This window comes from Sporosarcina limicola, assembly GCF_014873855.1.
Lineage (GTDB): Bacteria > Bacillota > Bacilli > Bacillales_A > Planococcaceae > Sporosarcina > Sporosarcina limicola.
Map to the genome: position 1 here is coordinate 92,889 of NZ_JADBEL010000007.1, position 23,725 is coordinate 116,613.

Annotated in this window: 17 protein-coding genes, 1 other RNA gene and 1 other annotated feature; of the genes, 15 read left to right on the top strand and 3 right to left on the bottom strand. The window is 43.5% G+C overall.

Annotation, left to right across the window (positions count from 1 at the left end):
- Positions 1 to 56: 56 nt before the first annotated feature.
- Together H4683_RS08300 and H4683_RS08305 are read right to left on the bottom strand one after the other, a co-directional pair.
- Positions 57 to 419 (bottom strand): hypothetical protein, encoded by a 363-nt coding sequence (locus H4683_RS08300; RefSeq protein ID WP_192598387.1) that lies wholly within the window; start codon positions 417 to 419, stop codon positions 57 to 59.
- 312 nt (positions 420 to 731) lie between these two features.
- Entirely contained in the window at positions 732 to 2,261 is a 1,530-nt protein-coding gene (locus H4683_RS08305; protein WP_225941979.1) for an N-acetylmuramoyl-L-alanine amidase family protein, read from the bottom strand.
- 118 nt (positions 2,262 to 2,379) lie between these two features.
- Positions 2,380 to 2,615 (top strand) — a binding site (T-box leader).
- 50 nt (positions 2,616 to 2,665) lie between these two features.
- On the opposite strand from H4683_RS08305, the gene hisS reads away from it, so the two are divergent.
- The 7 genes from hisS to H4683_RS08340 all read left to right on the top strand — a co-directional run bounded on the left by hisS (position 2,666) and on the right by H4683_RS08340 (position 12,328).
- The gene (hisS, locus tag H4683_RS08310) at positions 2,666 to 3,937 is read left to right on the top strand and encodes a histidine--tRNA ligase (protein WP_192598388.1); all 1,272 of its coding nucleotides are present in this window, start codon (positions 2,666 to 2,668) and stop codon (positions 3,935 to 3,937) included.
- Between the two features lie 19 nt (positions 3,938 to 3,956).
- Positions 3,957 to 5,720 carry an aspartate--tRNA ligase gene (gene aspS, locus H4683_RS08315; RefSeq protein WP_192598389.1) on the top strand — a complete coding sequence of 588 codons (1,764 nt, stop codon included), beginning with the start codon at positions 3,957 to 3,959 and terminating at the stop codon, positions 5,718 to 5,720.
- 73 nt (positions 5,721 to 5,793) lie between these two features.
- Positions 5,794 to 5,974: non-coding RNA, 6S RNA (gene ssrS, locus H4683_RS08320), on the top strand.
- Positions 5,975 to 6,178: 204 nt separating this feature from the next.
- Positions 6,179 to 6,946, top strand: coding sequence for a tRNA threonylcarbamoyladenosine dehydratase (locus H4683_RS08325; protein WP_192598390.1), 768 nt, complete (start codon positions 6,179 to 6,181; stop codon positions 6,944 to 6,946).
- Positions 6,947 to 7,455: 509 nt separating this feature from the next.
- Positions 7,456 to 8,247 (top strand): DUF6612 family protein, encoded by a 792-nt coding sequence (locus H4683_RS08330; protein WP_192598391.1) that lies wholly within the window; start codon positions 7,456 to 7,458, stop codon positions 8,245 to 8,247.
- Between the two features lie 298 nt (positions 8,248 to 8,545).
- Complete coding sequence (locus H4683_RS08335) at positions 8,546 to 9,451, top strand: chemotaxis protein (RefSeq protein WP_192598392.1); 906 nt, start codon at positions 8,546 to 8,548, stop codon at positions 9,449 to 9,451.
- 165 nt (positions 9,452 to 9,616) lie between these two features.
- On the top strand, positions 9,617 to 12,328 hold the full coding sequence (locus H4683_RS08340) for an MBL fold metallo-hydrolase (RefSeq protein WP_192598393.1): 2,712 nt from the start codon (positions 9,617 to 9,619) through the stop codon (positions 12,326 to 12,328).
- A 203-nt stretch (positions 12,329 to 12,531) separates the two neighbouring features.
- On the opposite strand, the gene H4683_RS08345 is transcribed toward H4683_RS08340, so the two are convergent.
- Positions 12,532 to 13,815, bottom strand: coding sequence for a replication-associated recombination protein A (locus H4683_RS08345; protein WP_225941980.1), 1,284 nt, complete (start codon positions 13,813 to 13,815; stop codon positions 12,532 to 12,534).
- Between the two features lie 202 nt (positions 13,816 to 14,017).
- Between H4683_RS08345 and cymR the strand changes: the two genes are divergently transcribed.
- The 8 genes from cymR (at position 14,018) to ruvX (ending at position 23,722) form a co-directional block, all read left to right on the top strand.
- Positions 14,018 to 14,437 (top strand): cysteine metabolism transcriptional regulator CymR, encoded by a 420-nt coding sequence (gene cymR, locus H4683_RS08350; protein ID WP_192598394.1) that lies wholly within the window; start codon positions 14,018 to 14,020, stop codon positions 14,435 to 14,437.
- A 12-nt stretch (positions 14,438 to 14,449) separates the two neighbouring features.
- Positions 14,450 to 15,592 (top strand): cysteine desulfurase family protein, encoded by a 1,143-nt coding sequence (locus H4683_RS08355; protein ID WP_192598395.1) that lies wholly within the window; start codon positions 14,450 to 14,452, stop codon positions 15,590 to 15,592.
- Positions 15,593 to 15,613: 21 nt separating this feature from the next.
- Complete coding sequence (mnmA, locus tag H4683_RS08360) at positions 15,614 to 16,825, top strand: tRNA 2-thiouridine(34) synthase MnmA (RefSeq protein WP_192598396.1); 1,212 nt, start codon at positions 15,614 to 15,616, stop codon at positions 16,823 to 16,825.
- Between the two features lie 13 nt (positions 16,826 to 16,838).
- Complete coding sequence (locus H4683_RS08365) at positions 16,839 to 17,504, top strand: tetratricopeptide repeat protein (RefSeq protein WP_192598397.1); 666 nt, start codon at positions 16,839 to 16,841, stop codon at positions 17,502 to 17,504.
- A 12-nt stretch (positions 17,505 to 17,516) separates the two neighbouring features.
- Complete coding sequence (recD2, locus tag H4683_RS08370; protein ID WP_192598398.1) at positions 17,517 to 19,970, top strand: SF1B family DNA helicase RecD2; 2,454 nt, start codon at positions 17,517 to 17,519, stop codon at positions 19,968 to 19,970.
- 341 nt (positions 19,971 to 20,311) lie between these two features.
- On the top strand, positions 20,312 to 22,945 hold the full coding sequence (alaS, locus tag H4683_RS08375) for an alanine--tRNA ligase (protein WP_192598399.1): 2,634 nt from the start codon (positions 20,312 to 20,314) through the stop codon (positions 22,943 to 22,945).
- An 88-nt stretch (positions 22,946 to 23,033) separates the two neighbouring features.
- A complete protein-coding gene (locus tag H4683_RS08380) occupies positions 23,034 to 23,306 on the top strand; it encodes an IreB family regulatory phosphoprotein (RefSeq protein WP_192598400.1) in 273 nt (90 codons plus the stop codon).
- Positions 23,303 to 23,722 carry a Holliday junction resolvase RuvX gene (gene ruvX, locus H4683_RS08385; RefSeq protein ID WP_192598401.1) on the top strand — a complete coding sequence of 140 codons (420 nt, stop codon included), beginning with the start codon at positions 23,303 to 23,305 and terminating at the stop codon, positions 23,720 to 23,722. Before H4683_RS08380 ends, ruvX begins: the two co-directional genes overlap by 4 nt.
- The last annotated feature ends 3 nt before the right edge of the window (positions 23,723 to 23,725 follow it).

Below are 23,725 nucleotides of genomic sequence, written 5' to 3' on the forward strand. Positions count from 1 at the left end.
CCGTCTATGACGATCTTCTCCTGTTCAACGCACCCGTTAGCTTAATAATAGTTTATTTATTCACCTGCCATATAGCCAATTACTTCATTGAAATCGGGGTCAACAAGTATTAAAGGTGTACCAACTACAACATTCTCTTTGTCTTTAAAAGAAACGGTTAATATCTCTTTTCCTTCATAAGTTTTATCCAACAATTCATAGCTATTATCAGCAATTATTTTCTTCACTTTTGCACTTTGCCAGCCTTCTTTAGCTGTGTCATTCCAACCTTTTTCTTCGATAAACTCCCAAGCAACTTCTCTAACTTTTTCATAACTATCTGTATCAGTGATATTCCCTACATCTTGATTATACGAACAACTAACAACCAACAATATTATAAATGCTGTTATTGCTAAATATAAAAATTTCAACTTCATATACTTTTCACCCACTTTTCTTATTAGTCGTTAATAATTTATTAAAGTTTCAGAAAACCTCGTTTTTCCACTAACCTGCGCCGTTAGTTGAAGAAAGGATAAAAAAATACATACACTATACTTTTATTTCATAAATATTTTCAGATTATATCTTTAGTCACAAATAAAAGCTGAACTAATACAAAAATTAGTTCAGCTTAAAAATAGCTTATTATAATGTTGCGCGTTGTATAAAGGATACTGATATAGTAAGTACACTACGTTATCTCTTGACTTTTAATAAAAAGTAAGTGGAAGGTCCTTTTTTCATACTCAATCATTCGAGTTAAAATAATCGAGAAGCCCATTATAGATTCCATGAGCCGCCTGTTCACGGAACATATTTGTCGTTATATTCTGTTCTTCCGTAGAATTTGACAGAAAGCCGAGTTCAATTAATATCGCGTTCTGTCTATTTTCACGGAGTACAATGAAATCTGATGGTTGCGAGCCTCGATTCCGTAGAGCAATGGATGATTCGAGTCCTTCGCTGATTGAAGAAGCGAGCCCTTTTTGATAAGGATGCGCATAATACGTTGTAAATCCTGTGATGGAAGAATCCAGATTGGCATCATAATGGACACTAATAAACGCATCCGCCTTAACTTGATTGCTGATTGCGACACGTTTTCTTAACGAAATATACGTATCCGCTTCACGGGTTAATACAACATTTGCGCCAGCCGCTTTTAGTTTTGTTGCTAGCAGTTCTGATGTCAAGAGAGTCATATCTTTTTCAGCAGTTCCTTGAACCCCTGTCGTTCCACGGTCATTGCCGCCATGGCCGGGATCAACGACAATCGTTAATCCTTTTAATGTGTCGGTAACACGTGCCATTGTTTGGTTATTTGAGGTTTCGGTTATTAATTTTTCATCATCAGTTGAAACAACCCATTTCGCAACAAAAGCGGATTTTGTTGTTGGTGAAGAAATTTCATACCAGTCGCCATCTTCTTTCATAATGGAGAACTTTTCACCAGCGTTTGCACGCAGGACAATTTGCGAAGAAGTTGTTGCGGCTTCACGGATGTTTGTCCCGTCCGAAAGGATTGTTACTGTTCCATGCGTTTCTTTTGCAGAGGTTTGTTTTACATTTGAAGAGAGGATTCCATGGAACGAATAGACCCATCCTTGTTTGTTATCACCAAAAGAAATTTGCACCCAATTACCATTTATATTGTTAACGACATACGTCTCATCTCGATGAATGAAACCGACTTTTTTTGATGTTTGGTCCGCATTCTCCCTTACATTCAGCGTATCAACTGATACGCTGAATGCCCTAGATGAAGCGACTTGTTCAACCTGAGGCATCGTTGTTTGACTTGCGGACTGCGTGATGTAATCACTATGTACCCAGCCATTTGTTCCGTTTGATGAAATGACGGAAACCCATTCACCATTCTGTCCCGTCATGACCGCTTTATCCCCTGCAGACATCCGTTCAAGCACTGCAGAGCTGATAGAGGGTCCAGACCTGACGTTTAACTGATCGACACGTGAAACAATTGTGGATGTAGTCCCACTTGAATGATTTCCAGAAGTGGTCAACCACGAGGCGATCCAACCCGATTGATTCCCATGTGTAATTTGGATCCAGTCTCCAGAAACAGATGTCACATTCACTTGAGTTCCTTTTTTTAACGAGCCCGTCACAGCATATGTCAGACCGGGTCCAGAACGGATATTAAGTGAATTTGTGTCCACCTTAACCGACTCTGTGTTGGCATAAGTTGTTGGGATGTAGTGAAATGTACTGAAGAGCAGTATGAATGCAAGGATCCATTTGCTGACTTTCGACAAGATATCCTCCCCCTTTAACTCTATTGTAGAAGTTTTTGAAACAAAAAACTACATCTAAATGAAAAAGGTTGACACTTGGCGATTGAATCATTAAGATTATGTTTAATTAACAATAAGAAAATTGCCGATGACGTGGAAAGTAATTGTATAACGGACTGACAAGAGAGGGGCGGACGTGGCTGAAATCCACCCTACAGAAGTTTGCAATGAACAACACCATTGAGGATTCGTACTGAACGATTTCAATTCAGTAGGTACGGACGGAACCGGTCGTTATCCGGGTGAAGAGTGGGCGCGAGTGGATGCGCCAATTTGGGTGGAACCGCGGAAGCTATAAAGGCTCTCGTCCCTTGCATAGGCAAGGGATGGGGGTCTTTTTTTAGTTGGAAGAAAGGGGAATTCACATGAATTTTAAAGTGCCAAGGGGAACACAGGACATTTTACCGTCTGAAACATGGAAGTGGCAACAAGCAGAAAAAGTCATTAGAGAAGTATGCGATGTTTATCGCTATAAGGAAATTCGTACGCCGATTTTTGAGCAGACAGAATTATTCCAACGTCTTGTTGGGGATACGACCGATGTAGTTCAGAAAGAGATGTACACGTTCATGGACAAAGGAAATCGTTCATTAACGCTACGCCCTGAGAATACAGCAGCTGTCGTCCGTTCATTCGTTGAAAATAAAATGTTCGGCTACCCAGATCAGCCTGTGAAAATGTATTACAATGGGCCAATGTTCCGCTATGAACGTCAGCAGGCAGGCCGTTATCGTCAGTTTGTCCAGTTTGGTGCGGAAGTGATTGGTAGCGCAGATCCCGCAATTGATGCAGAAGTGATTGCTTTGGCACTCGATGTGTATAAGCGCGTGGGATTGACGAAGTTGAAATTAGTCATCAATTCACTTGGTGATACGGAATGTAGGGCGGCACACAGGAAAGCGCTCATCGCACACTTCAGTCCACACATCGAAGAATTCTGTTCGGATTGCAAGAACAGGCTTGAAAAGAATCCTTTGCGCATACTGGATTGTAAAATCGACAGTGGGAACCCACTCATCGCATCGGCACCTTCCTTGGCTGATTATCTGAACGAGGAATCTGTAAACTATTTCGAAGAAGTGAAAAGTTATCTTGACGACGCAGGAATCGCTTATGAAGTGGATGCGAATCTTGTGCGCGGCCTTGATTATTATAATCATACGGCTTTCGAAATCATGAGTACGTCGGAAGGCTTCGGGGCAATCACGACGCTCTGCGGTGCTGGAAGATACAATGGACTCGCGGAAGAAATCGGCGGGCCAGCCGCACCGGGTATCGGGTTTGCAATGAGTATCGAGCGTTTGCTGCTTGCGATGGAAGCTGAAGGAAAGTCATTCGAAAGTGAACCGGCACTTGATGTCTATATCGTCACACTTGGTGAAAGTACACGTCGTCCCGGATTCAAACTGCTTGGTGAACTTCGGGAAGCGGGTATCCGTTCAGATATGGATTATATGGATCGGAAAATGAAAGCCCAAATGAAATCTGCCGACCGACTTAACGCACGGATAGTTGTCCTCATCGGTGAGGATGAACTAACAGAAGGTGTCGCTCAGTTGAAGAATATGGCGGATGGAACACAGGTAAAAGTTCCGATGGTCGAATTAATTGAAAAAATAAAGGCGAACTTGACATAAAGAGAGGTGGATGAAGGCGATGCAACGAACACATTACAGCGGCGAATTGACGGAACAACAAATAGGGGAAAACATCACATTAAAAGGATGGGTGCAAAAAAGAAGGGACCTTGGCGGACTAATTTTCGTCGACCTGCGGGATCGTACAGGACTCGTCCAAGCGGTATTCAACCCAGCCATTTCGAAAGAGGCGCTTGAAATTGCAGACAAACTGCGCAGTGAGTTCGTAGTTGAAATCACTGGTAAAGTGATTGAGCGTCAGGAAAGACAAAAGAATCCGAACATGAAAACAGGTACAATCGAAGTCCAGGTGGATCAATTGACAATCATCAACGGCGCGAAAAACCCTCCATTCATGATTGAGGATGAGACGGATGTGAGTGAGGAAGTCCGCTTGAAATACAGATACCTTGATCTCCGTCGTCCACAACTTGCGAAAACCTTCAAAATGCGTTCGGACATCACAAAAACAGTCCGTAACTTCCTTGATACGGAAGGGTTCCTTGAAGTAGAGACGCCAATTTTAACGAAGTCCACACCAGAAGGTGCACGGGATTATCTTGTACCAAGCCGTGTTCATGAAGGTGAATTCTATGCATTGCCACAATCACCCCAATTGTTCAAACAGATGCTTATGGTGGCGGGCTTCGATCGCTACTACCAGATTGCTCGTTGTTTCCGCGATGAAGATTTGCGTGCAGACCGTCAACCTGAATTTACGCAGATTGACATGGAGATGAGTTTCATGTCAATAGAAGAGATCATCACGTTGAATGAAAATCTGATGCAGAAAATAATGAAAGACGTCAAAGGAATTGACGTTCAGATTCCATTTAACCGCCTTCCTTATGATGAAGCAATGAGCCGTTTCGGTTCGGACAAACCGGATATGCGGTTTGGTTTAGAACTCATAGACGTATCAGAAATCGTCAAGGATTCATCCTTTAAAGTATTTACCGGTGCGGTCGAAGCAGGTGGCCAAGTGAAACTCATCAATGCGAAAGGTGCAGCGGATGGTTATTCGCGAAAAGATATCGACGCGCTCGGTGAATTTTCGGCACGTTACGGCGCAAAAGGACTCGCCTGGTTGAAAGTCGATGCAGAAGGATTGAAAGGTCCAATCGCGAAGTTTTTCGAAGGGGAAGCAGGAGCTGCACTGCAAACCGCTGCTGAGGCAGAAGTGGGCGACCTATTATTATTCGTTGCGGATAAAAAGAAAGTCGTCGCTGACGCATTAGGTGCACTTCGTTTGAAACTTGGAAAAGACCAAGGACTTATCGACGAATCGAAATTCAATTTCCTTTGGGTAACAGACTGGCCGTTGTTTGAATATGATGAAGAAGACGGACGTTACTACGCAGCGCATCATCCATTCACGATGCCAGCTGATGTGGACGAACTCATAACGAGTCCCGAAACTGTCAAAGCTCAAGCATACGACCTTGTTTTGAATGGTTATGAACTCGGCGGGGGATCGCTGCGGATCTACCAACGCGACGTCCAAGAAAAAATGTTCAAAGCACTCGGATTCAGCGAAGAACAAGCAAACGAGCAATTTGGTTTCTTACTTGATGCATTCGATTACGGAACGCCACCACATGGTGGTATCGCATTTGGACTTGACCGTATTGTTATGCTGCTCACCGGTTCTACAAATTTACGGGATACAATCGCGTTCCCGAAAACAGCAAGTGCAAGCTGTCTACTGACTGCAGCTCCAGGTCGCGTCGACAACGGACAACTCGCGGAACTCGGTATCCAAGTCGCAGCGAAAAAGCAATAAGGATTTATACGTTGAAACCGGCAATCAATTAAGCATTGAACTGTCTGACGATGTATGCTATTATAGGTTTATATCAATCCTGAAGTGTTCGTTATTTGCCAATCAGTTTTGACCGAACATTTTATCGTCGGGAGTCTGCGTTTCGATTAGAATGACATGCCTTTAAATAGGACGTCAAAGGAATCGAATAGGACACCCACCTGCTGAGTGCGGGTTCAAAACGATACTACAAAGACGGCACATTCGGGATTGTTCCTTAATTAACTGATAGGCCCCTCTGGCATACGGAGGGGTTTTTTTTGAAGAAAAATACGGATTTCCATACATATATAAGTTGAACGGAAGATCCTCGGCCCATTTATACTTGAATAGCTGAAAAAATCGCGTCAAACAAGTATATGTAGAATTAATAAAAGTATAAAACTTAAATTCAACTTACATAGAAGGGCGGAATTGCATTGTTACATCAATTTTCACGGAATGAACTAGCTATTGGTACGGAAGGCGTCAAACGGATGCGCGACACAACTGTCGCTATACTTGGTGTCGGGGGAGTAGGTTCTTTTGCTGCAGAAGCGTGTGCAAGAAGTGGAATTGGCCGCATTATCCTCGTAGACAAGGACGATATCGACATCACAAATATTAATCGTCAGCTTGTTGCTTATTTATCGACAATTGGACGTTCTAAGGCGGAAGTCATGCAAGAACGAATTGCGGACATTAACAAAGAGTGTGAAGTCATTTCACTTCATATGTTTTACACAGAAAAGACGGCAGAAACGTTTTTTAGCTATCAACCTGATTACGTCATTGATGCATCCGATACGATTAGTTACAAGATTCACCTCATCAAAGAATGTGTCACCCGCGGCGTGAAAATCATTTCAAGCATGGGTGCGGCAAACAAAATGGATCCGACACGATTTCAAATCGCGGATATTTCAAAAACACATACCGATCCGATTGCGAAAATGATTCGACGCAGACTTCGTAAAGAAGGAATCTACAAAGGCGTACCTGTCGTATTTTCCGACGAGAGCCCGGTTGTCATCAGAGAAGACGTCGTCGACACGGTAGGTAAACCAGATGCCACCATCCGTAAAGCGAAAATGCCACCCGCCTCAAACGCTTTCGTCCCATCTGTCGCCGGACTCGTCTGTGCAAGTTGGGTAATGAACGAAATTGTCGCGGATATCCCAGTGAGAAGGATGAAGGATAAGGTATGATCTCATAGGGATCTGCGCAATTCTGTTCCACCGTCTTCGCGCTTGTGTATGGTATAATGATGGAATAAAAATTGGTTAGAGGAATTGTATAAGTTGAATTTAAGTTTTACACTTTTATTAATTCTACATATACTCGTTTGACGCGATTTTTTCAACTATTCAAGTATAAATGGGCCGAGGATCTTCCGTTCAACTTATATAGTTGATCAATTATCAGTGTCGGCACAACAATCGGCATTAGATTTCAAGGCGTTTCTCTCAACAAGTTATATTCGCCAAGATAGAGACAAAATTATGAAATCACGGCCTAATGATAATCCCCTAAATGCGGAAGCACCGTAGCAGTTAATCAAGTAGCCAAACGTGCACACACTCAGACAGGCATTCGAACCGGTGCAATCCGGATACGATGCCTGTTTTTTAAAATTAAGTTTCACAGGGTAAGTGTTTTACAATGCCACCAATTTATCGTAAAATGAATAATAGTTTGTAGGAAAGGAAGTTTAGATGTGCAAAAACTCATTAGGGTGATGGGTATCGGTTTACTTGCCCTCCTGTTAACAGCTTGCAATACCAATGTGGAAGCAAAAAAGGGAATGACAGCCCGGGATCTTTTGGAAAAAGGGAAGACTGCATCTGAAAAGTTGGAGAAAGTCCATACCGAAATTGTTTTTGATGACTCTTCACGGACGGATATACCCGAAGAGAGGACGAGCATGAAATTTGAAATAAACTCGGATGCATCTTTACATCCATTAACGCTCCATCAGTATACAACAGTGAAAGCACGATACAAGGATCCGTGGGAGATAGACTTGTATAAGACGGAAGATCGTGTTTTCATTAATGATAATCGACAACCAACTTGGGAAGAGCTCCCTACCGATTCGAGCGCGGAACTATTCGGTACGATCGTCGCAAATTCGATTCCAACATTGGATCTAACACTTTTCGATGAATTTGCAGACGATCTTGTCTTAGAACCAATTGATTACGGGTATGCATTAAAACTTTCCTTATCAAGAGATCAATATAAGCGCTTCAATAAAATCGTGCTTGGTGTAAAAGCTGATGATGAGGATAGCGATGCGTTTACTATCATACACAAGATGGACATCGAAATACAGTTCGATAGTCGTACTTTCTATACGACTGATTTCAAAATGACGAAACAGGTGACAACTTATATCGATGGAAAGTTCCGCGTCTATAAACAGAAATTCAATGCAGCTTATAGCCGATTCGATGATATTAAAGATGTAAAAGTTCCTCAGAAAGTGTTGGACGCTGCAGCGCAATAATCTATGTGCCGCCGAAAAATAAAAGGCTGACTCATAAGGGAGTCATCCCCCTAGAGTCGGCCTTTTCATTGTAAATTGGTTCATTCAAACATTTCTTCAATGTCCCATCGATGGGTCAAGTGTCTTCAATTGTCTCTCCACTTTTTCCGCTAGACATCCGACAATGAGACCCCAGTCTTTACCATGGGGCGACATAGAAGTGAATTAAGTTCTACTAAATTGACTTAATAGATGCTAGCGTATAATGTGAAATAGATAAAGGGTATAAAGTATCAGGTAATGAGAGGGGAACTATTGGATGACGAAACAACATGAATTACTCCTTGAGAGTGGTACAAATGAACTGGAAATTATTGAATTTGAAATGGGAAATAACCGGTATGGCATTAACGTAATCAAAGTTTTGGAGATCATTTTACCTATGAAAGTTACGTTTATCCCGCATGCTCATCCATCGATTGAGGGGATTATTCAATTGCGCGGAGAGGTTTTACCTGTTATCAATATGGAGAAAGTGCTTGGAATTCCTTCATCAAACGATAAAAGTGAAGAAAAGTATATTGTTGCGGCATTTAACAAGCAACAGGTTGTCTTCCATGTACATAATGTGACACAAATTCATCGGATTTCCTGGGATCAAATTGAAAAACCGTCAGATATCTATTCTTCAGGTACATCACAAGTAATCGGTGTGGTTAAGCGTGAAGGTGAGATGTTGTTATTACTGGATTTCGAGAAAATCATACTAGATATTAATCCAGAAACCGGCATCAATATAGATCAAGTGAAAAAACTAGGCAAGCGAGTTCGGTCCGATAAGCGGATTATTGCTGCGGAAGACTCACCGTTACTCCGCGAATTATTACAAATGACGTTACACGAAGCCGGTTATGTGAACGTAGAGTTTTTTGAAAATGGAAAAGATACATTGACCTATTTAGAGGGCATTGTTGCCAAAGGGAAAAAAGTTACAGATGAAGTGCAACTTGTAATCACTGATATCGAAATGCCACAAATGGATGGCCATCATTTGACTAAAAGAATTCGAGAGAATAAAGACTTAGAGTCGTTACCAATTATTATCTTCTCTTCACTCATAACAGATGCCCTAAAACATAAAGGAGAGAGAGTAGGGGCGGATGATCAAGTAAGTAAACCTGAAATTGCAGAACTTGTATTGAAAATTGACCAACATATTTTATGATGTCGAGTACTTGCTACGTTCAGACACTATTCTGAAATTTCATACATAACCTCTCGATTGGATTACCAGTCGGGAGGTTATTCGTATACTTCATTTCGGGACATCGTAAAATTTGCCATTTCTAAAGAACAAACTTTTTGTAAGATATGAAAGGAAGGTAAAAAGATGAAAGTAAGTATTTTAGGTGGTGGCAGTGAAGTTGGCGCTTCTTGTTTACATATTGAAATCGGAGGAACTAATTTACTAATCGATGCTGGAATGCGAATGCATGGAGAGGACCTCTTGCCGGCCCTTGGGATGCTTGATGAACTTAGTTCTCCTGATTGTATCCTCGTAACACACGCACATGCTGATCATATCGGTGCTTTGCCAATTGTACATTCGCTATTCCCAGCTGTACCAATCTACACGATGCCACCGACAGTGGATCTTATGAACGTAATGATGAAAGATGCATATAAAATTCTTGAACAGCGCTCGAAGCTTATGAATAGTCTACCGTTCTATACAAAAGAGCAGGTGGATGAGTTGCTTCAGTCGTTGCTTCTTTTTCCGGCAAACGGCGTTTTAAAAGTTGGAGATGTAACCATTACAAGTTACCGGGCGGGCCATATCTTAGGTGCGGTTATGTTTTTAATCGAAGGGGATGGGGAGAGCCTCCTTGTAACTGGGGATTTAAGCTTCAAAGCAGGGCGAACAATCCCTGGTGCCGAAGTGCCACATGGTGTTCATCCTGACGTAGTTATTATGGAATCTACGTATGGTAATCGAGCTCACACGGACCGGAATACGGAAGAGCGGCGTCTCGCTGAACATGTGTCTGAAGTAATTGCAGGCGGGGGCTTTGCGCTTATTCCTGCATTTGCGTTGGGGCGGGCACAAGAAGTACTACTCGTGCTGCAAGATTATATGGAGAAAGGACTAATCCCTGAGTTTCCAATTTATGTGGATGGACTTGTTACGCCAATAAGCCGAATCTATAAAAATTATCCGCACTTTCTAAAAGGGCCGGTAGCACATCGGATTAGAAGAAATGGAGACGCTTTTTTAACTGAAGGAAGATGCAAGGCGGTTAATCCACAAGAGCGTGAAATGATTTTGAAAGGAAAACCAGGTTGTATCGTTGCCTCTTCTGGGATGCTGACGGGTGGTGCGAGCTCTTGGTATGCAGAGCAACTTATTTCAGGAGAGAAGAACGCGATATTTATCACTGGCTACCAAGATGAGGAAAGTCCCGGAAGGAAATTACTTGACCTCGCTGATGGTCTTAAACAGACGCTGGATTTAAACGGGACAAGTTATGAAGTTAAATGTCGAATTGGGAAATATGGCCTATCTGCGCATGCTGATGCGAATGAAATGAATCGGTTTATTCAATCATTGAAACCGACTTATACATTGCTTGTCCATGGGGATGATGAGGCAAGAAGTCGTCTTGGAGAACTTATCGATCCTAGATTTGGACCTGTTCTTGTCGAAAATGGTGAAACGTATCCGTTCGAGAAACGAACATCTGGTAACGGAATTATAGGGAAAAGGTATAAGGTCAATAATCCTGTTTTACGTCTACAAGAGAAGATTGGCAGTTTATTGCTTTATCGTTCTGAAGATCAGGACGTTTTGAAGTTGGCTCTTTGTACTGGAGTTCATCCAAAAACCTCCGCACTTATTTGTCAAACGCTAAAAGGTAAACCGGTCCGATTGACGCTAGATCAGGTAGTTGAAACTGTTGGTCGTTGGAATGGTCCGATAAATGAGTTGGAAGAAGCCGCAAGACAAGTATTTAGTTTTAGTCGTCCGATTCTTGAAAAGATAAGTTGGCTGGAACTTTCGGAAGGGGAAGTGTCCCTTGACGTTATTATCGATACGTTATGCTTAACGGAGATGAAGGACAAACTAGCGGTAGCTGTGGCCTTGCAAAGTTTACCTGAAGAACATCGTAGAAAACAAAGTGACGAGTCAGTCTGTTATTTGGTGGATGAAAAGGTGAAAATTAGCCTGAAAGAGTTGACGCTACCGATTCAGTCACTCAAAGTAAATTCAGCAGCTGCGATGGAAACAACTAGGAATATACTTGAAAACCATCCCCGTTTCATGCGTTGTGGAACGAATGACTTAGGCACAGAAAAAGAACGACTTTTGCTCTACTTTGATTTTCCTAACGTTATATCGGAAAGTGAAAGAGGGGAATTAATCGAGCAATTAAAGAACAAAACAGGTTGGGATATTGACTTTTCCGACTCTATCCGTCAAGACCTTCTAAACAATAGGCTTATGGAATTGTTTGGGTCGGCGATTGGCACTCCGTCAATCCATCTTCATGACAGAAAAATAGTTATTTCTACGGAAAGATTAGAGGATGCCGAAAAATTGATAACCCAATTTGAAGAAATAACCGGTTTTCGGCTGCAGTTCAAAGAAGAACCCAACGCTGCAGTGGTATTTGGTGATAATACTAGTACTCAAGTGGAAAGCTCTGGAAATAGGTTGGAAAACAATCAAGCAATCGAAGAGACGAAACGATGGGCCAAAGACCGTGGCATCACCCTTTATAAAGTGGGCATCAAACAAGAAATGATAGAGGTTCACTTTATCTCACCAGAAATTGCCGTAGGTCATGAAACTGACTTAGAGGAACTATCCTGGAGAATCGGAAGGCCAGTTAGTTATGCTACACAACCAAAACAAAATGAGATTATACGCATTACAATGGCGAATCTGCCATCAGCTTGGGAATCAAAAAAAATGCCTTCTATTCATATGGATAGAGCGATAGTAGCACTAAAACTAACTAACCTACCAGAAGAACATGAACAGAACAATGTTCGTGAGAAAATTAAAAAAGAAACTGGATACACCCTGGAAGTAACTACGTGACACCAGGTATTTCCAATTCGAACTAATGAAAAACGCCCTTCTCTATGAGGAGCGTTTTTCATTTTCATAAAAGCTTTTTATGATGTGACCATTCCCACTAGCGAAGCGATTGAACTTTTATCCAACTAATCCATTCCTTCACCAAAGCAACGATTCTTTCGCATAAACGACCCTTCTCATCACTATAGCGACGCCAACATCACTCATTTCTTACGAAAACCTTTCAACTTTTCGTAGATTGCAGCCAACTTCTTCTCTTCGCCTGCGATGACGGGTGTGTAAAATTCGACGTTTTGAATTTTATCTGGTAAATAGTGTTGGTCAGTCCAACCGCCGAATGAGCCAATTGGGGTATTATGGGGATATTTGTAGCCGACATGTCCAAGGTCCGCAGCGCCTGCATAGTGGGTGTCCCGTAAATGAAGCGGGATATCGCCGGTTTTCCCTTCGTTGATGGCTCTTATCGCTGCGTCGACAGCTTTGTAAGCTGAATTTGACTTGGAGGCCAAACACATCTCGATAACTGCATTTGCAAGTGGGATACGCGCTTCTGGCATACCGAGTCTCACTGCGGCTTCGGTCGCGGCTAGTACATGCGGTCCGACTTCCGGCGCAGCGAGGCCAATATCTTCATAAGCCATGACCAGCAACCGTCTGGATACAGCGACAAGATCACCGATTTCGAGTAAATGCGCAAGATAATAGACAGCTGCATTGATATCACTGCCGCGAACTGATTTTTGAAGAGCGGACAATAGATTATAGAAATGGGACCCTTTTTTATCGCCAAACAAACCGATTCGACCAATCAGGTTGTCAATCAGCCAATCCTCAATAACTATTTTTGCATCGACCTCATCACTTGCCGAGACCACAGATTCAAGAATGGTTAACGCTTTTCGGGCATCGCCATTGACACCTTCAGAAATTTTTACTAATTGATCATTCGTTATGGCAATTGCAATTTTTCCAAGCCCACGTTCTTCATCCACCAAAGCTCTTTGAAGGACCGCCATCAAATCATTCGGCTCTAAACGGGATAATTGCCTAATTTCACCGCATCTTGAACGGATTGCGGGATTGACGTCATGGTAAGGATTTTCAGTTGTTGCACCAATTAAAATAATTGCGCCACTTTCAACATGTGGAAGCAACGTGTCTTGCTGTAATTTATTGAACCGGTGTATTTCATCGAGGAATAACAGTACCTTCCCCGTAATTCTTGACTCAGCAACGACAGCTTCGACATCCTTTTTACCAGAAACAGTTGCGTTCATTGCGATGAAGGGTAGGCTACTTGTACCAGCGATGGCGTGGGCGAGAGAAGTCTTGCCGATGCCGGGGTCCCCGTAGAGCAACATTGAAGGGACGTGTCCGTTTTTAATCATTCGGTAAAGTGCCGTTTGCTGACCGATAATTTCTTGTTGTCCAGCGATCTCGTCTATGTTTCTAGGGCGCATACGATACGCCAAGGGTTCATTATGCAACAGTATCACTCCTCGTACATCCGTTCCTTCATTATACACATCGTTTACCGGGAAATCATGTTAACTTTATTCGGCAGAAGTTCAAACCCTGCTGAAACGGAAGAACTCTGGCTAAAATCGCCGAGGCGTATTTGATGTAAGCGAACACGCTGAATATGCTATACTATTTTGAAGCAATTAGCTAAAAAGGACGGGATTTCACATGAAGATATCTACAAAAGGACGTTATGGACTAACCGTTGTCGTCGAACTTGGCCGCAAGTATGGGGAAGGTCCTATACCACTCCGGAAAATTGCAGAAGAGCAAGGCCTATCCGAAGCGTATTTGGAACAACTGATTCCGCCGCTCCGGAATAACGGAATTGTTAAAAGCGTACGCGGTGCGTATGGAGGATATAAACTTGTGAAACCACCCACGGAAATTACTGCGGGCGATGTCATTCGGGTAATGGAAGGGCCAATTCAAGTTGTAGAGGGGTTGGATGAAACCGATATGCCACAACAGGAATTATGGAGGCGAATCGGTGACGCTGTCCGCGGCGTAATCGATACAACGACCATCGCAGATTTGATGGAAACCGACAAAGGTTCTAAAAATGATAGTTATATGTTTTACATTTAAAGGAGTCTTACTATGAAACCAATCTATCTAGACCACGCAGCGACCACGCCGGTCCATCCGGCAGTCAGTGCTACATATATTAAGCTACTCGAATCTGTTTTTGGCAATCCTTCTAGTATTCATAGTTTCGGTAGGGAAGCCCGGAAATGGCTTGATGATGCGCGGAAAATAGTAGCGCAGTCCATTCAAGCAGAATCGTCGGAAATTATTTTCACCTCGGGCGGAACGGAAGCGGACAACATAGCGATTTTCGGAACCGTGGCGGCAATGAAAAACCGAGGGAATCATATCATCACGACAACAATCGAACACCATGCCGTGTTGAACCCATGTAAACAATTAGAATCGCAAGGATACGAAGTGACCTATTTGCCGGTAAATGAAAACGGGGAAATTCGTGCTGAACAGGTGAAGGACGCATTGACAGACAAAACGATACTCGTATCCATTATGTACGGCAATAACGAAGTGGGTACAATCCAACCGATTCGTGAAATCGGGCAACTGCTGCAAAACCACCAAGCCATTTTCCATACAGATGCTGTTCAGGCATATGGGCTTGTCAAGCTGGATGTAAACGACCTTGGCGTCGACCTATTATCAGTGTCGGCACATAAGTTAAACGGGCCAAAAGGTGTTGGCTTCCTTTATCAACGAAAGGGGCTGAATACGTCACCGCTTCTTTTCGGAGGGGAACAAGAACGCAAACGTCGAGCAGGCACCGAAAATGTTCCGGGAATTGTAGCTTTTGCTGAAGCCGTGACACTTGCGCAACAAACGATGCAGGAAAACAGTGTCAACTATGAAAAATACGCAACCATCCTAACGGAAACATTCACTAAACAAGCAATCGCCTATGAAGTGAATGCCAAAAGTGAGGACAAGCTCCCGCATATCGTCAATCTAAGTTTTCCTGGAACGGACATCGAATCCTTGCTCGTCAATCTTGATATGGCGGGAATCGCCGTCTCAAGTGGTTCGGCATGTACGGCAGGCTCCCTCGATCCATCCCATGTGCTGACAGCGATGTATGGAGAAGATTCTCCGAAGCTTAGGAATTCCGTGCGCTTCAGTTTTGGCCTCGGTCTTGATGAAATAAGTATAAAAGAAGCCGCAGAACAAACGGCAGCAATCATTAAACGACTCGTAAAATAAAAAGATAAAGGATGAAGGACAATGAGTAATTCTAATGCACCTAGAAATTCAAAAGTACCAAAGAATTTCAAAGCACCTAGAAATTCAAAAGTACCAAAGAATTTCAAAGCACCTAGAAATTCAAAAGTACCAAGTGATACACGTGTTGTCGTTGGAATGTCAGGCGGCGTCGATTCATCTGTAGCAGCACTTTTATTGAAAGAACAAGGCTATGATGTCATCGGTATTTTCATGAAAAACTGGGATGATACGGACGAATTCGGTGTCTGTACAGCGACGGACGATTATGAAGACGTCATCAGTGTATGCAATGATATCGGCATACCTTATTATGCGGTCAATTTTGAAAAGCAATATTGGGATAAAGTATTTACGTACTTTCTCGAAGAATATAAAGCAGGACGGACGCCAAACCCGGACGTCATGTGTAACAAAGAAATCAAGTTCAAAGCGTTCATGGAACATGCGATGAGTCTTGGAGCAGATTATTTAGCAACAGGCCACTATGCACAAGTCGTCGAAGTGGATGGCGGTGTTGCTATGTTACGTGGAAAAGATGAAAATAAGGACCAGACCTATTTCTTAAACCAATTATCCCAGAAGCAATTGGAAAAAGTGATGTTCCCAATTGGTGATATGGAAAAGAGCTTAGTACGGGAAAAAGCGGTCGCAGCAGGCCTTACAACCGCTGCTAAAAAAGATTCAACGGGTATTTGTTTCATCGGCGAACGGAATTTCAAAGAATTCCTGGGCCAGTATCTACCGGCACAACCAGGAGATATGAAAACAATGGATGGTGAAGCAGTCGGTCGTCATGACGGACTTATGTACTATACAATCGGTCAGCGTCACGGTTTAGGCATTGGTGGGGCAGGAGAACCTTGGTTCGTCCTTGGAAAAGACCTCAAATCGAATGTTCTGCTTGTTGGTCAGAATTTCCATAACGATGCACTCTATTCTGAAAGTCTCACTGCAATCGATGTTGGATTTTCAACTGTACGCAATCTGCCGACTACATTCGAATGCACGGCGAAATTCCGCTACCGTCAGCCTGATACGAAAGTAACTGTCGAACTGCTTGGCGACGGGAAAGCAGCCGTCCGATTTGCAGAGCCAGTACGCGCGATTACACCTGGACAAGCTGTCGTTTTCTATAATGGAGACGAATGTCTTGGCGGAGGAACAATTGATACAGTCATTAAAAATGGTAAACAACTTGATTATGTTGGATAAGGGGATCTGAATGATGGAATACAATGAAATCGGAATTACTGCATTACAAGAAGGTTCCTACGAAAAAGCAGTCGAAGCATTTATGAAAGCAGTCGAGCAGGATCCGAAAAATGCAATCGGCTACATCAACCTCGGAAATGTCTTCGCATCACTTAGCGATGCTGAAAAGGCGGAACCCTTTTTCCAGAAAGCAATTACACTGGATAAGGAAGCGGGCACAGCTTACTACGGGCTGGCCAATCTTTATTACAATAAAGAGCGTTATGAAGAAGCGGCGAAGTTATATGAAACGGCAATCCGTCAAGGTGTGGAAGAGGCGGATGCTTATTTCATGCTAGGAAAAAGTCTTGAACGGACGGGGAATGAAAAGCTCGCATTGCCTTATTTGCAACGGGCAGCTGAATTGGCACCGGAAGACTTAGAAGCTCGATTATCCTATGGGATTTTACTTGCCAACATGGAGCTGTTCAAAGAGGCGGGAGCTGAATTCCGCTTCATTCTTAAACAGGATGAAGAACACGCAGATGCTCATTACAATCTTGGATTATTATATGCTGTATCGACAAACGACAAAGCCGACGCACTTCTTCATTTAAAAAAGGCATTTACGATTGATCCAGAGCATATTCAAGCACGCTATATTTACGACATGATTCAATTGGGCGAAAACGACAAGTAAGGGAGGACAAGAATGGAAGTGAACGGCGAAGTAGGAAAGACGGATGAGATATTTTTATCGGGCAGACCGGTCGTAACGATCTTCCATAATCCCGACAACCTTTTTAGCATTGTTAAACTGAAGATGAAGGAAACGAACAGCGGGTATGAGGACAAGGAGATCATCGTTAAAGGGACTTTTCCTCAACTTACACCTGACGAGGATTATAAATTTACCGGTAGACTCGTCAATCATCCGACCTATGGATCACAATTTGATGCCCAAACGTTCGCCAAAGTGATGCCAGCAACAGAGACGGGGTTGGTTCATTATTTGTCAGGGGATCTATTCCCTGGAATTGGCATGCGAACTGCGGAGACGATTGTGAAAAAGCTGGGTAAGGATGCTGTTAAAAAAATAATGGATAATCCCGCTGTACTCGACGTAATTCCAAGATTGTCTGCTGAAAAAAAAGAAACACTCGTCACCGTACTTGAGCAAAATATGGGGCTTGAACGCACGATTGTCCAATTGAATGAATGGGGATTCGGTCCTCAAATTGCCATGCGAATCTATCAAACCTATCGAGAAGAAGCGATTTCTCAGCTAACGGAAAATCCCTATCGGCTGATAGAAGAAATCGAGGGTGTCGGCTTCCTACGTGCCGATGAACTCGGGAAGAATCTTGGAATCACAGGAGATCATCCAGCTAGGATTAAAGCTGCCATCCTTCATTCAATGAACCAGGCGGTGCAATCGAATGGTCATGTATTCCTCAAATCGGAAGCTGTTTTACCCGATGCGAAACGCCTTCTCGAAAGTAGCCAACGCGTGGATATCCCGTTTGCAAGTATTTCCCAGGCAATTATCGAACTGGTCGAGGAAGGAAAACTGTCTGCGGAAGAGCGTAGACTTTATTTGCCATCCCTTTATTTCTCCGAAGTTGGAATCGCCTCGAAAATTGATCGACTGAAGCAAAACGATACAACGGATCAGTTTCCGGTATCTGAGATTCGAAAAGCAGTTGGTGAAGTCGAGGAACGGCTCGGTGTCAATTATGCGGAAACGCAAGTAGCAGCGATTGAAACTGCTCTTCATTCGCCACTTATGATTTTGACGGGTGGACCAGGAACAGGAAAGACAACTGTCATTCGAGGTCTTGTCGAAGTGTATGCGGAACTTCATGGACTATCGCTTGACCCAAAAGAGTATGTGAAAAAGAAAGAACCGTTTCCAATTGTTTTAGCAGCTCCGACGGGACGTGCAGCGAAGCGTATGTCGGAATCGACCGGACTGCCAGCAATGACAATCCACCGACTCCTTGGATTTACAGGGTTGGAGAAGGAAGAGGAAACGGAACGGCAAGTGGAAGGTCGCCTCATTATTATCGATGAGATGTCGATGGTGGATACCTGGTTGGCGCATCAACTATTGAAGGCGCTCGCCAACGACGTGCAACTCCTTTTCGTTGGCGACCAGGACCAATTGCCGCCTGTCGGACCTGGCCAGGTACTTCGGGACATGCTTGACTCGGGCGAAGTACCCGTCGTCGAGTTAACAGAAATTTTCAGGCAAAGTGCAGGTTCAACAATTATTGAAATGGCACATATGATCAAACGGTCAGAATGGTCAGATGATATTACCAAAAAAACGTCGGATCGCTCTTTTCTCAAAGCGAACGGAGAACAGATTTTAGACACGGTCCAACAAATCGTCAAAAATGCAATTACAAAAGGCCATCCCATAAAAGACATTCAAGTTCTAGCACCCATGTACAGGGGACCTGCAGGAATCGATGGGTTAAACAAAATGATTCAAGAAATGGTCAATCCACCTGGTCCGAAGCGAAAAGAAGTCGTTTTCGGGGAAGCTACTTACCGAATTGGCGACAAAGTCCTTCAGCTTGTCAATCAACCCGAAAGCAATGTGTTCAACGGGGATATGGGTGAAGTCATTGCCATCATTAAAGCGAAAGAGACAGTGGATAAAAAAGAACTGCTCGTCGTTTCCTATGACGGCATTGAAGTAACCTACGAACGCAGTGACTTGAATCAGATTACGCTTGCTTACTGTTGTTCGATTCATAAATCGCAAGGGAGCGAATTTCCGATTGTCATCATGCCAGTCGTACGAAGTCATCGGAAAATGCTACGTCGCAATTTGCTTTATACCGGCATCACCCGAGCGAAGAACTTTCTCATTCTCTGTGGGGAACCCGAAGAGTTTAAAGCAGGTATTGGGCGAACAGATGAGATGGAGAGACAGACAACGCTGAAGGAACGACTAACGGGTGGCGTTGTTGAACTGGTAGCGACGGAAAGTCCAGAACGAAAAACAAATACGACAATCGAGAAGCCGTCAGCCGCGGATTCGAATGATTTGGAGCCAGTAGTCTTTGAGTTAAGAATGGATAACTTCATCCAAATCGACCCGATGATCGGTATGTATGGCGTCACTCCGTACAGCTATCTTGAATCTTCCGATTGACAAGCAGCAGGAACTTTTCTATAATCCAGTTAATCATACGAAATAACACGTAACACGTTGACGGAGAAAGTACGCATGTCTACTCGTCCAGAAAGAAGTCCCTTTGGCTGAAAGGATTTTCGAGTTAGACTGACGGAAAGCTACTCCTGAGTGCAGCTTATCCCTGCCGTCCGCCGCGTTAAGGCAACCAGAGATGCCGAATAGAACTTGTTCGGTAATTAGGGTGGTACCGCGAGACTAACATCTTCGTCCCTTGTTTAGGGGCGGGGATTTTTTTAATTTCATCTAGCAAAAGTTCAAACCCCTGCTGGACGTACTTCAATATCAAGGAGGAATTATTTATGAAAAAGTTAACTTCAACCGAAATCCGTCGTCTATTTTTAGACTACTTCAAAGAAAATGGACACACGATTGAGCCGTCTGCACCACTTGTACCGATTGACGACGCATCCCTGCTTTGGATTAATAGCGGAGTTGCAACGCTGAAAAAGTATTTCGACGGGCGAATTATTCCTGATAATCCACGGATTGTTAATGCACAAAAGTCAATCCGTACAAACGATATTGAAAATGTTGGGAAAACTGCTCGTCACCATACATTTTTTGAGATGCTTGGGAATTTTTCGATAGGGGATTATTTCAAAGAAGAAGCTGTCATTCGCGCATGGGATTTCCTGACGAATGAAAAATGGATTGGTTTTAACCCTGAATTACTATCCGTCACAATCCACCCTGAAGACGAAGAGGCGTATGCAATCTGGCGGGACAAAGTTGGTATTCCGGAAGAGCGTATCATTCGTTTGGAAGGGAACTTCTGGGATATTGGAGAAGGTCCGAGTGGTCCGAACTCTGAAATATTCTATGACCGAGGACCAACGTACGGCGATGATTTCTCTGATCCGGAATTGTATCCAGGTGGCGAAAATGACCGTTATTTGGAAATCTGGAATCTTGTGTTCTCGGAATTTAATCACAACCCAGATCATACGTACACGCCATTACCGAAAAAGAACATTGATACGGGAATGGGACTTGAGCGTATGGCATCCGTCATCCAAAACGTTCCTACTAACTTCGATACTGATCTATTCATGCCGATCATCCGTGCAGTGGAGGAAGTATCAGGGGAAAAATACAATCAGGATGAAGAAAAGGATATGGCATTCAAAGTGGTTGCCGATCATATCCGTACAGTCGCTTTCGCAATCGGAGACAGTGCATTGCCGTCCAATGAAGGGCGCGGCTATGTCCTTAGAAGGTTGTTGCGTAGAGCGGTCCGTTTTGCGAAACAATTAGGCATTAACAAACCATTTATGTACAATCTCGTACCGGTTGTTGGCGATATTATGAAAGACTTTTATCCTGAAGTGGATGCTAAAAAAGAATTCATCATGAAGGTCATAAAAAATGAGGAAGAACGGTTCCATGAAACATTGAATGAAGGAATGACTATCCTTTCTGGTGTAATCAACCAAGCGAAATCATCTGGAACATCTGTCGTACCGGGAGCGGACGCATTCCGACTGTATGACACATATGGTTTCCCGTTTGAATTGACGGAGGAATTCGCAGAAGAAGCGAATGTCACAGTCGACCGCGCAGGATTCGATGAAGAAATGGATAACCAACGCAAGCGTGCACGTGCAGCCCGTCAAAACGTCGATTCCATGCATATCCAATCAGGTGTTCTCGGTGAAATCCACGATGCAAGTGAATTCATCGGCTACGAAGAGCTTCAATGTGAAGCGATGGTTGTTGCTCTTTTACAAGGTGGTATTCTAGTCGACCGTGCATCTGAAGGCGATGAAGTGCAGATCATCCTTAACCGTACGCCATTCTATGCAGAAAGCGGCGGACAAGTAGCAGACAAAGGGACAATCAGTAGTGAAGCATTCATTGCCGATATCAAAGACGTCCAAAAAGCGCCAAACGGTCAAAACTTACACACGGCAATCATTCGTTCTGGTGAACTATCAAAAGACGCTAAAGTCGTTGCGGAAGTAAATGAAGAAGCAAGGAAACTGACGATTCGTAACCATACAGCGACACATCTTCTTCACAAAGCGTTAAAAGAGGTGCTGGGTGAACATGTCAACCAAGCAGGATCTTATGTGGGTCCGGATCGCCTTCGTTTTGACTTCTCGCATTTCGGTCAAGTGACGAAAGAGGAACTTGAGCAAATCGAGCAAATCGTCAATGATAAAATTTGGCGGGATATGTCGGTCTTAATCGCAGAAAAACCAATTGCCGAAGCGAAAGAGATGGGCGCGATGGCTCTTTTCGGTGAAAAATACGGGGATATCGTCCGTGTGGTAACCGTTGGTGATTATTCTTTGGAACTATGCGGCGGATGCCACGTATCCTCAACGTCTGTCATCGGGTTGTTCAAACTCGTATCGGAAGGCGGAATCGGTGCTGGGACACGCCGTATTGAGGCGCTTACCGGGCAACAGGCGTTCCGAGTATTCAAAGAAGAAGAAGCGGTTCTTACAACTGCTGCAGGACTTCTGAAATCGAATCCGAAAGACCTTGTAACAAAAATCAGTACCGTTTTAGCAGACATAAAAGAACTACAACGCGAAAACGAATCACTATCTGCTAAACTCGGTAACAGCCAACTAGCGGACGTTATGGTAGCTGCACAACAGATTGGGGACGTGACTGTCATAGCAACACGAGTCGACGTGAAAGATAACAATGCGCTTCGTCAGATGATGGATGAGACGAAACAGAAGTTGTCCAAAGGGGTCATTGTTCTTGGCGCGGCAGTGGACGGTAGAGTGCTGCTTGTTTCGGGTGTGACAGAAGATTTGAAAACCGGGAACTATCATGCAGGCAAAATCGTCAATCACGTAGCGTCGCAATGCGATGGAAAAGGCGGAGGCCGTCCAGACATGGCCATGGCGGGTGCGAAAGATGCATCAAAACTTGATGATGCTCTTCAATCCGTGTATGATTATGTCAAATCGGTTTAAGAGATAGTTCAATTTAGAACTATACTTTAATCAAAAGTTCAAATCGTGTATAATGAAAAACGGATGATCTGAAAGCGGGGTGTCGATTATGGATACACACGACAAGACGATGAAATTCAACTTCCCTGAAGAGTCAATGGAACAGGAAGTGAAGCAGGTCATGCTCCATGTGCACAATGCACTTGACGAAAAGGGATATAATCCAATTAACCAGATTGTCGGCTATCTACTTTCGGGGGATCCAGCTTATATTCCCCGTCACGAAGATGCGCGTAATCTGATTCGGAAACTAGAACGAGACGAGATCCTGGAAGAACTTGTGAAGTTTTATGTCCGTGAAAACGGAGGTAAGGCGGATTGAGGACGATGGGATTGGATGTTGGATCCAAAACGGTCGGCATAGCGATCAGCGATGCGCTTGGGTGGACAGCCCAAGGCATTGAAACAGTAAAGATCGATGAAGGTGCCGGCCAGTTTGGCATGGAAAGAATCCAAGAACTCGTGAAAGAATACGAAGTAAATGGATTTGTAGTAGGTTATCCTAAGAACATGAATAATACAGTCGGTCCAAGAGGGGAAGCATCTGAAAATTATGCGGAGCTTCTGGAAAAGACATTCGGTTTTCCTGTCACCCTGTGGGATGAACGTCTCACAACGATGGCAGCTGAACGCGTGTTGATCGACGCAGATGTAAGCCGGAAGAAAAGAAAAACTGTAATCGATAAGATGGCAGCTATCATGATACTACAAGGGTATCTTGATAAAAATAATAGATGAGGT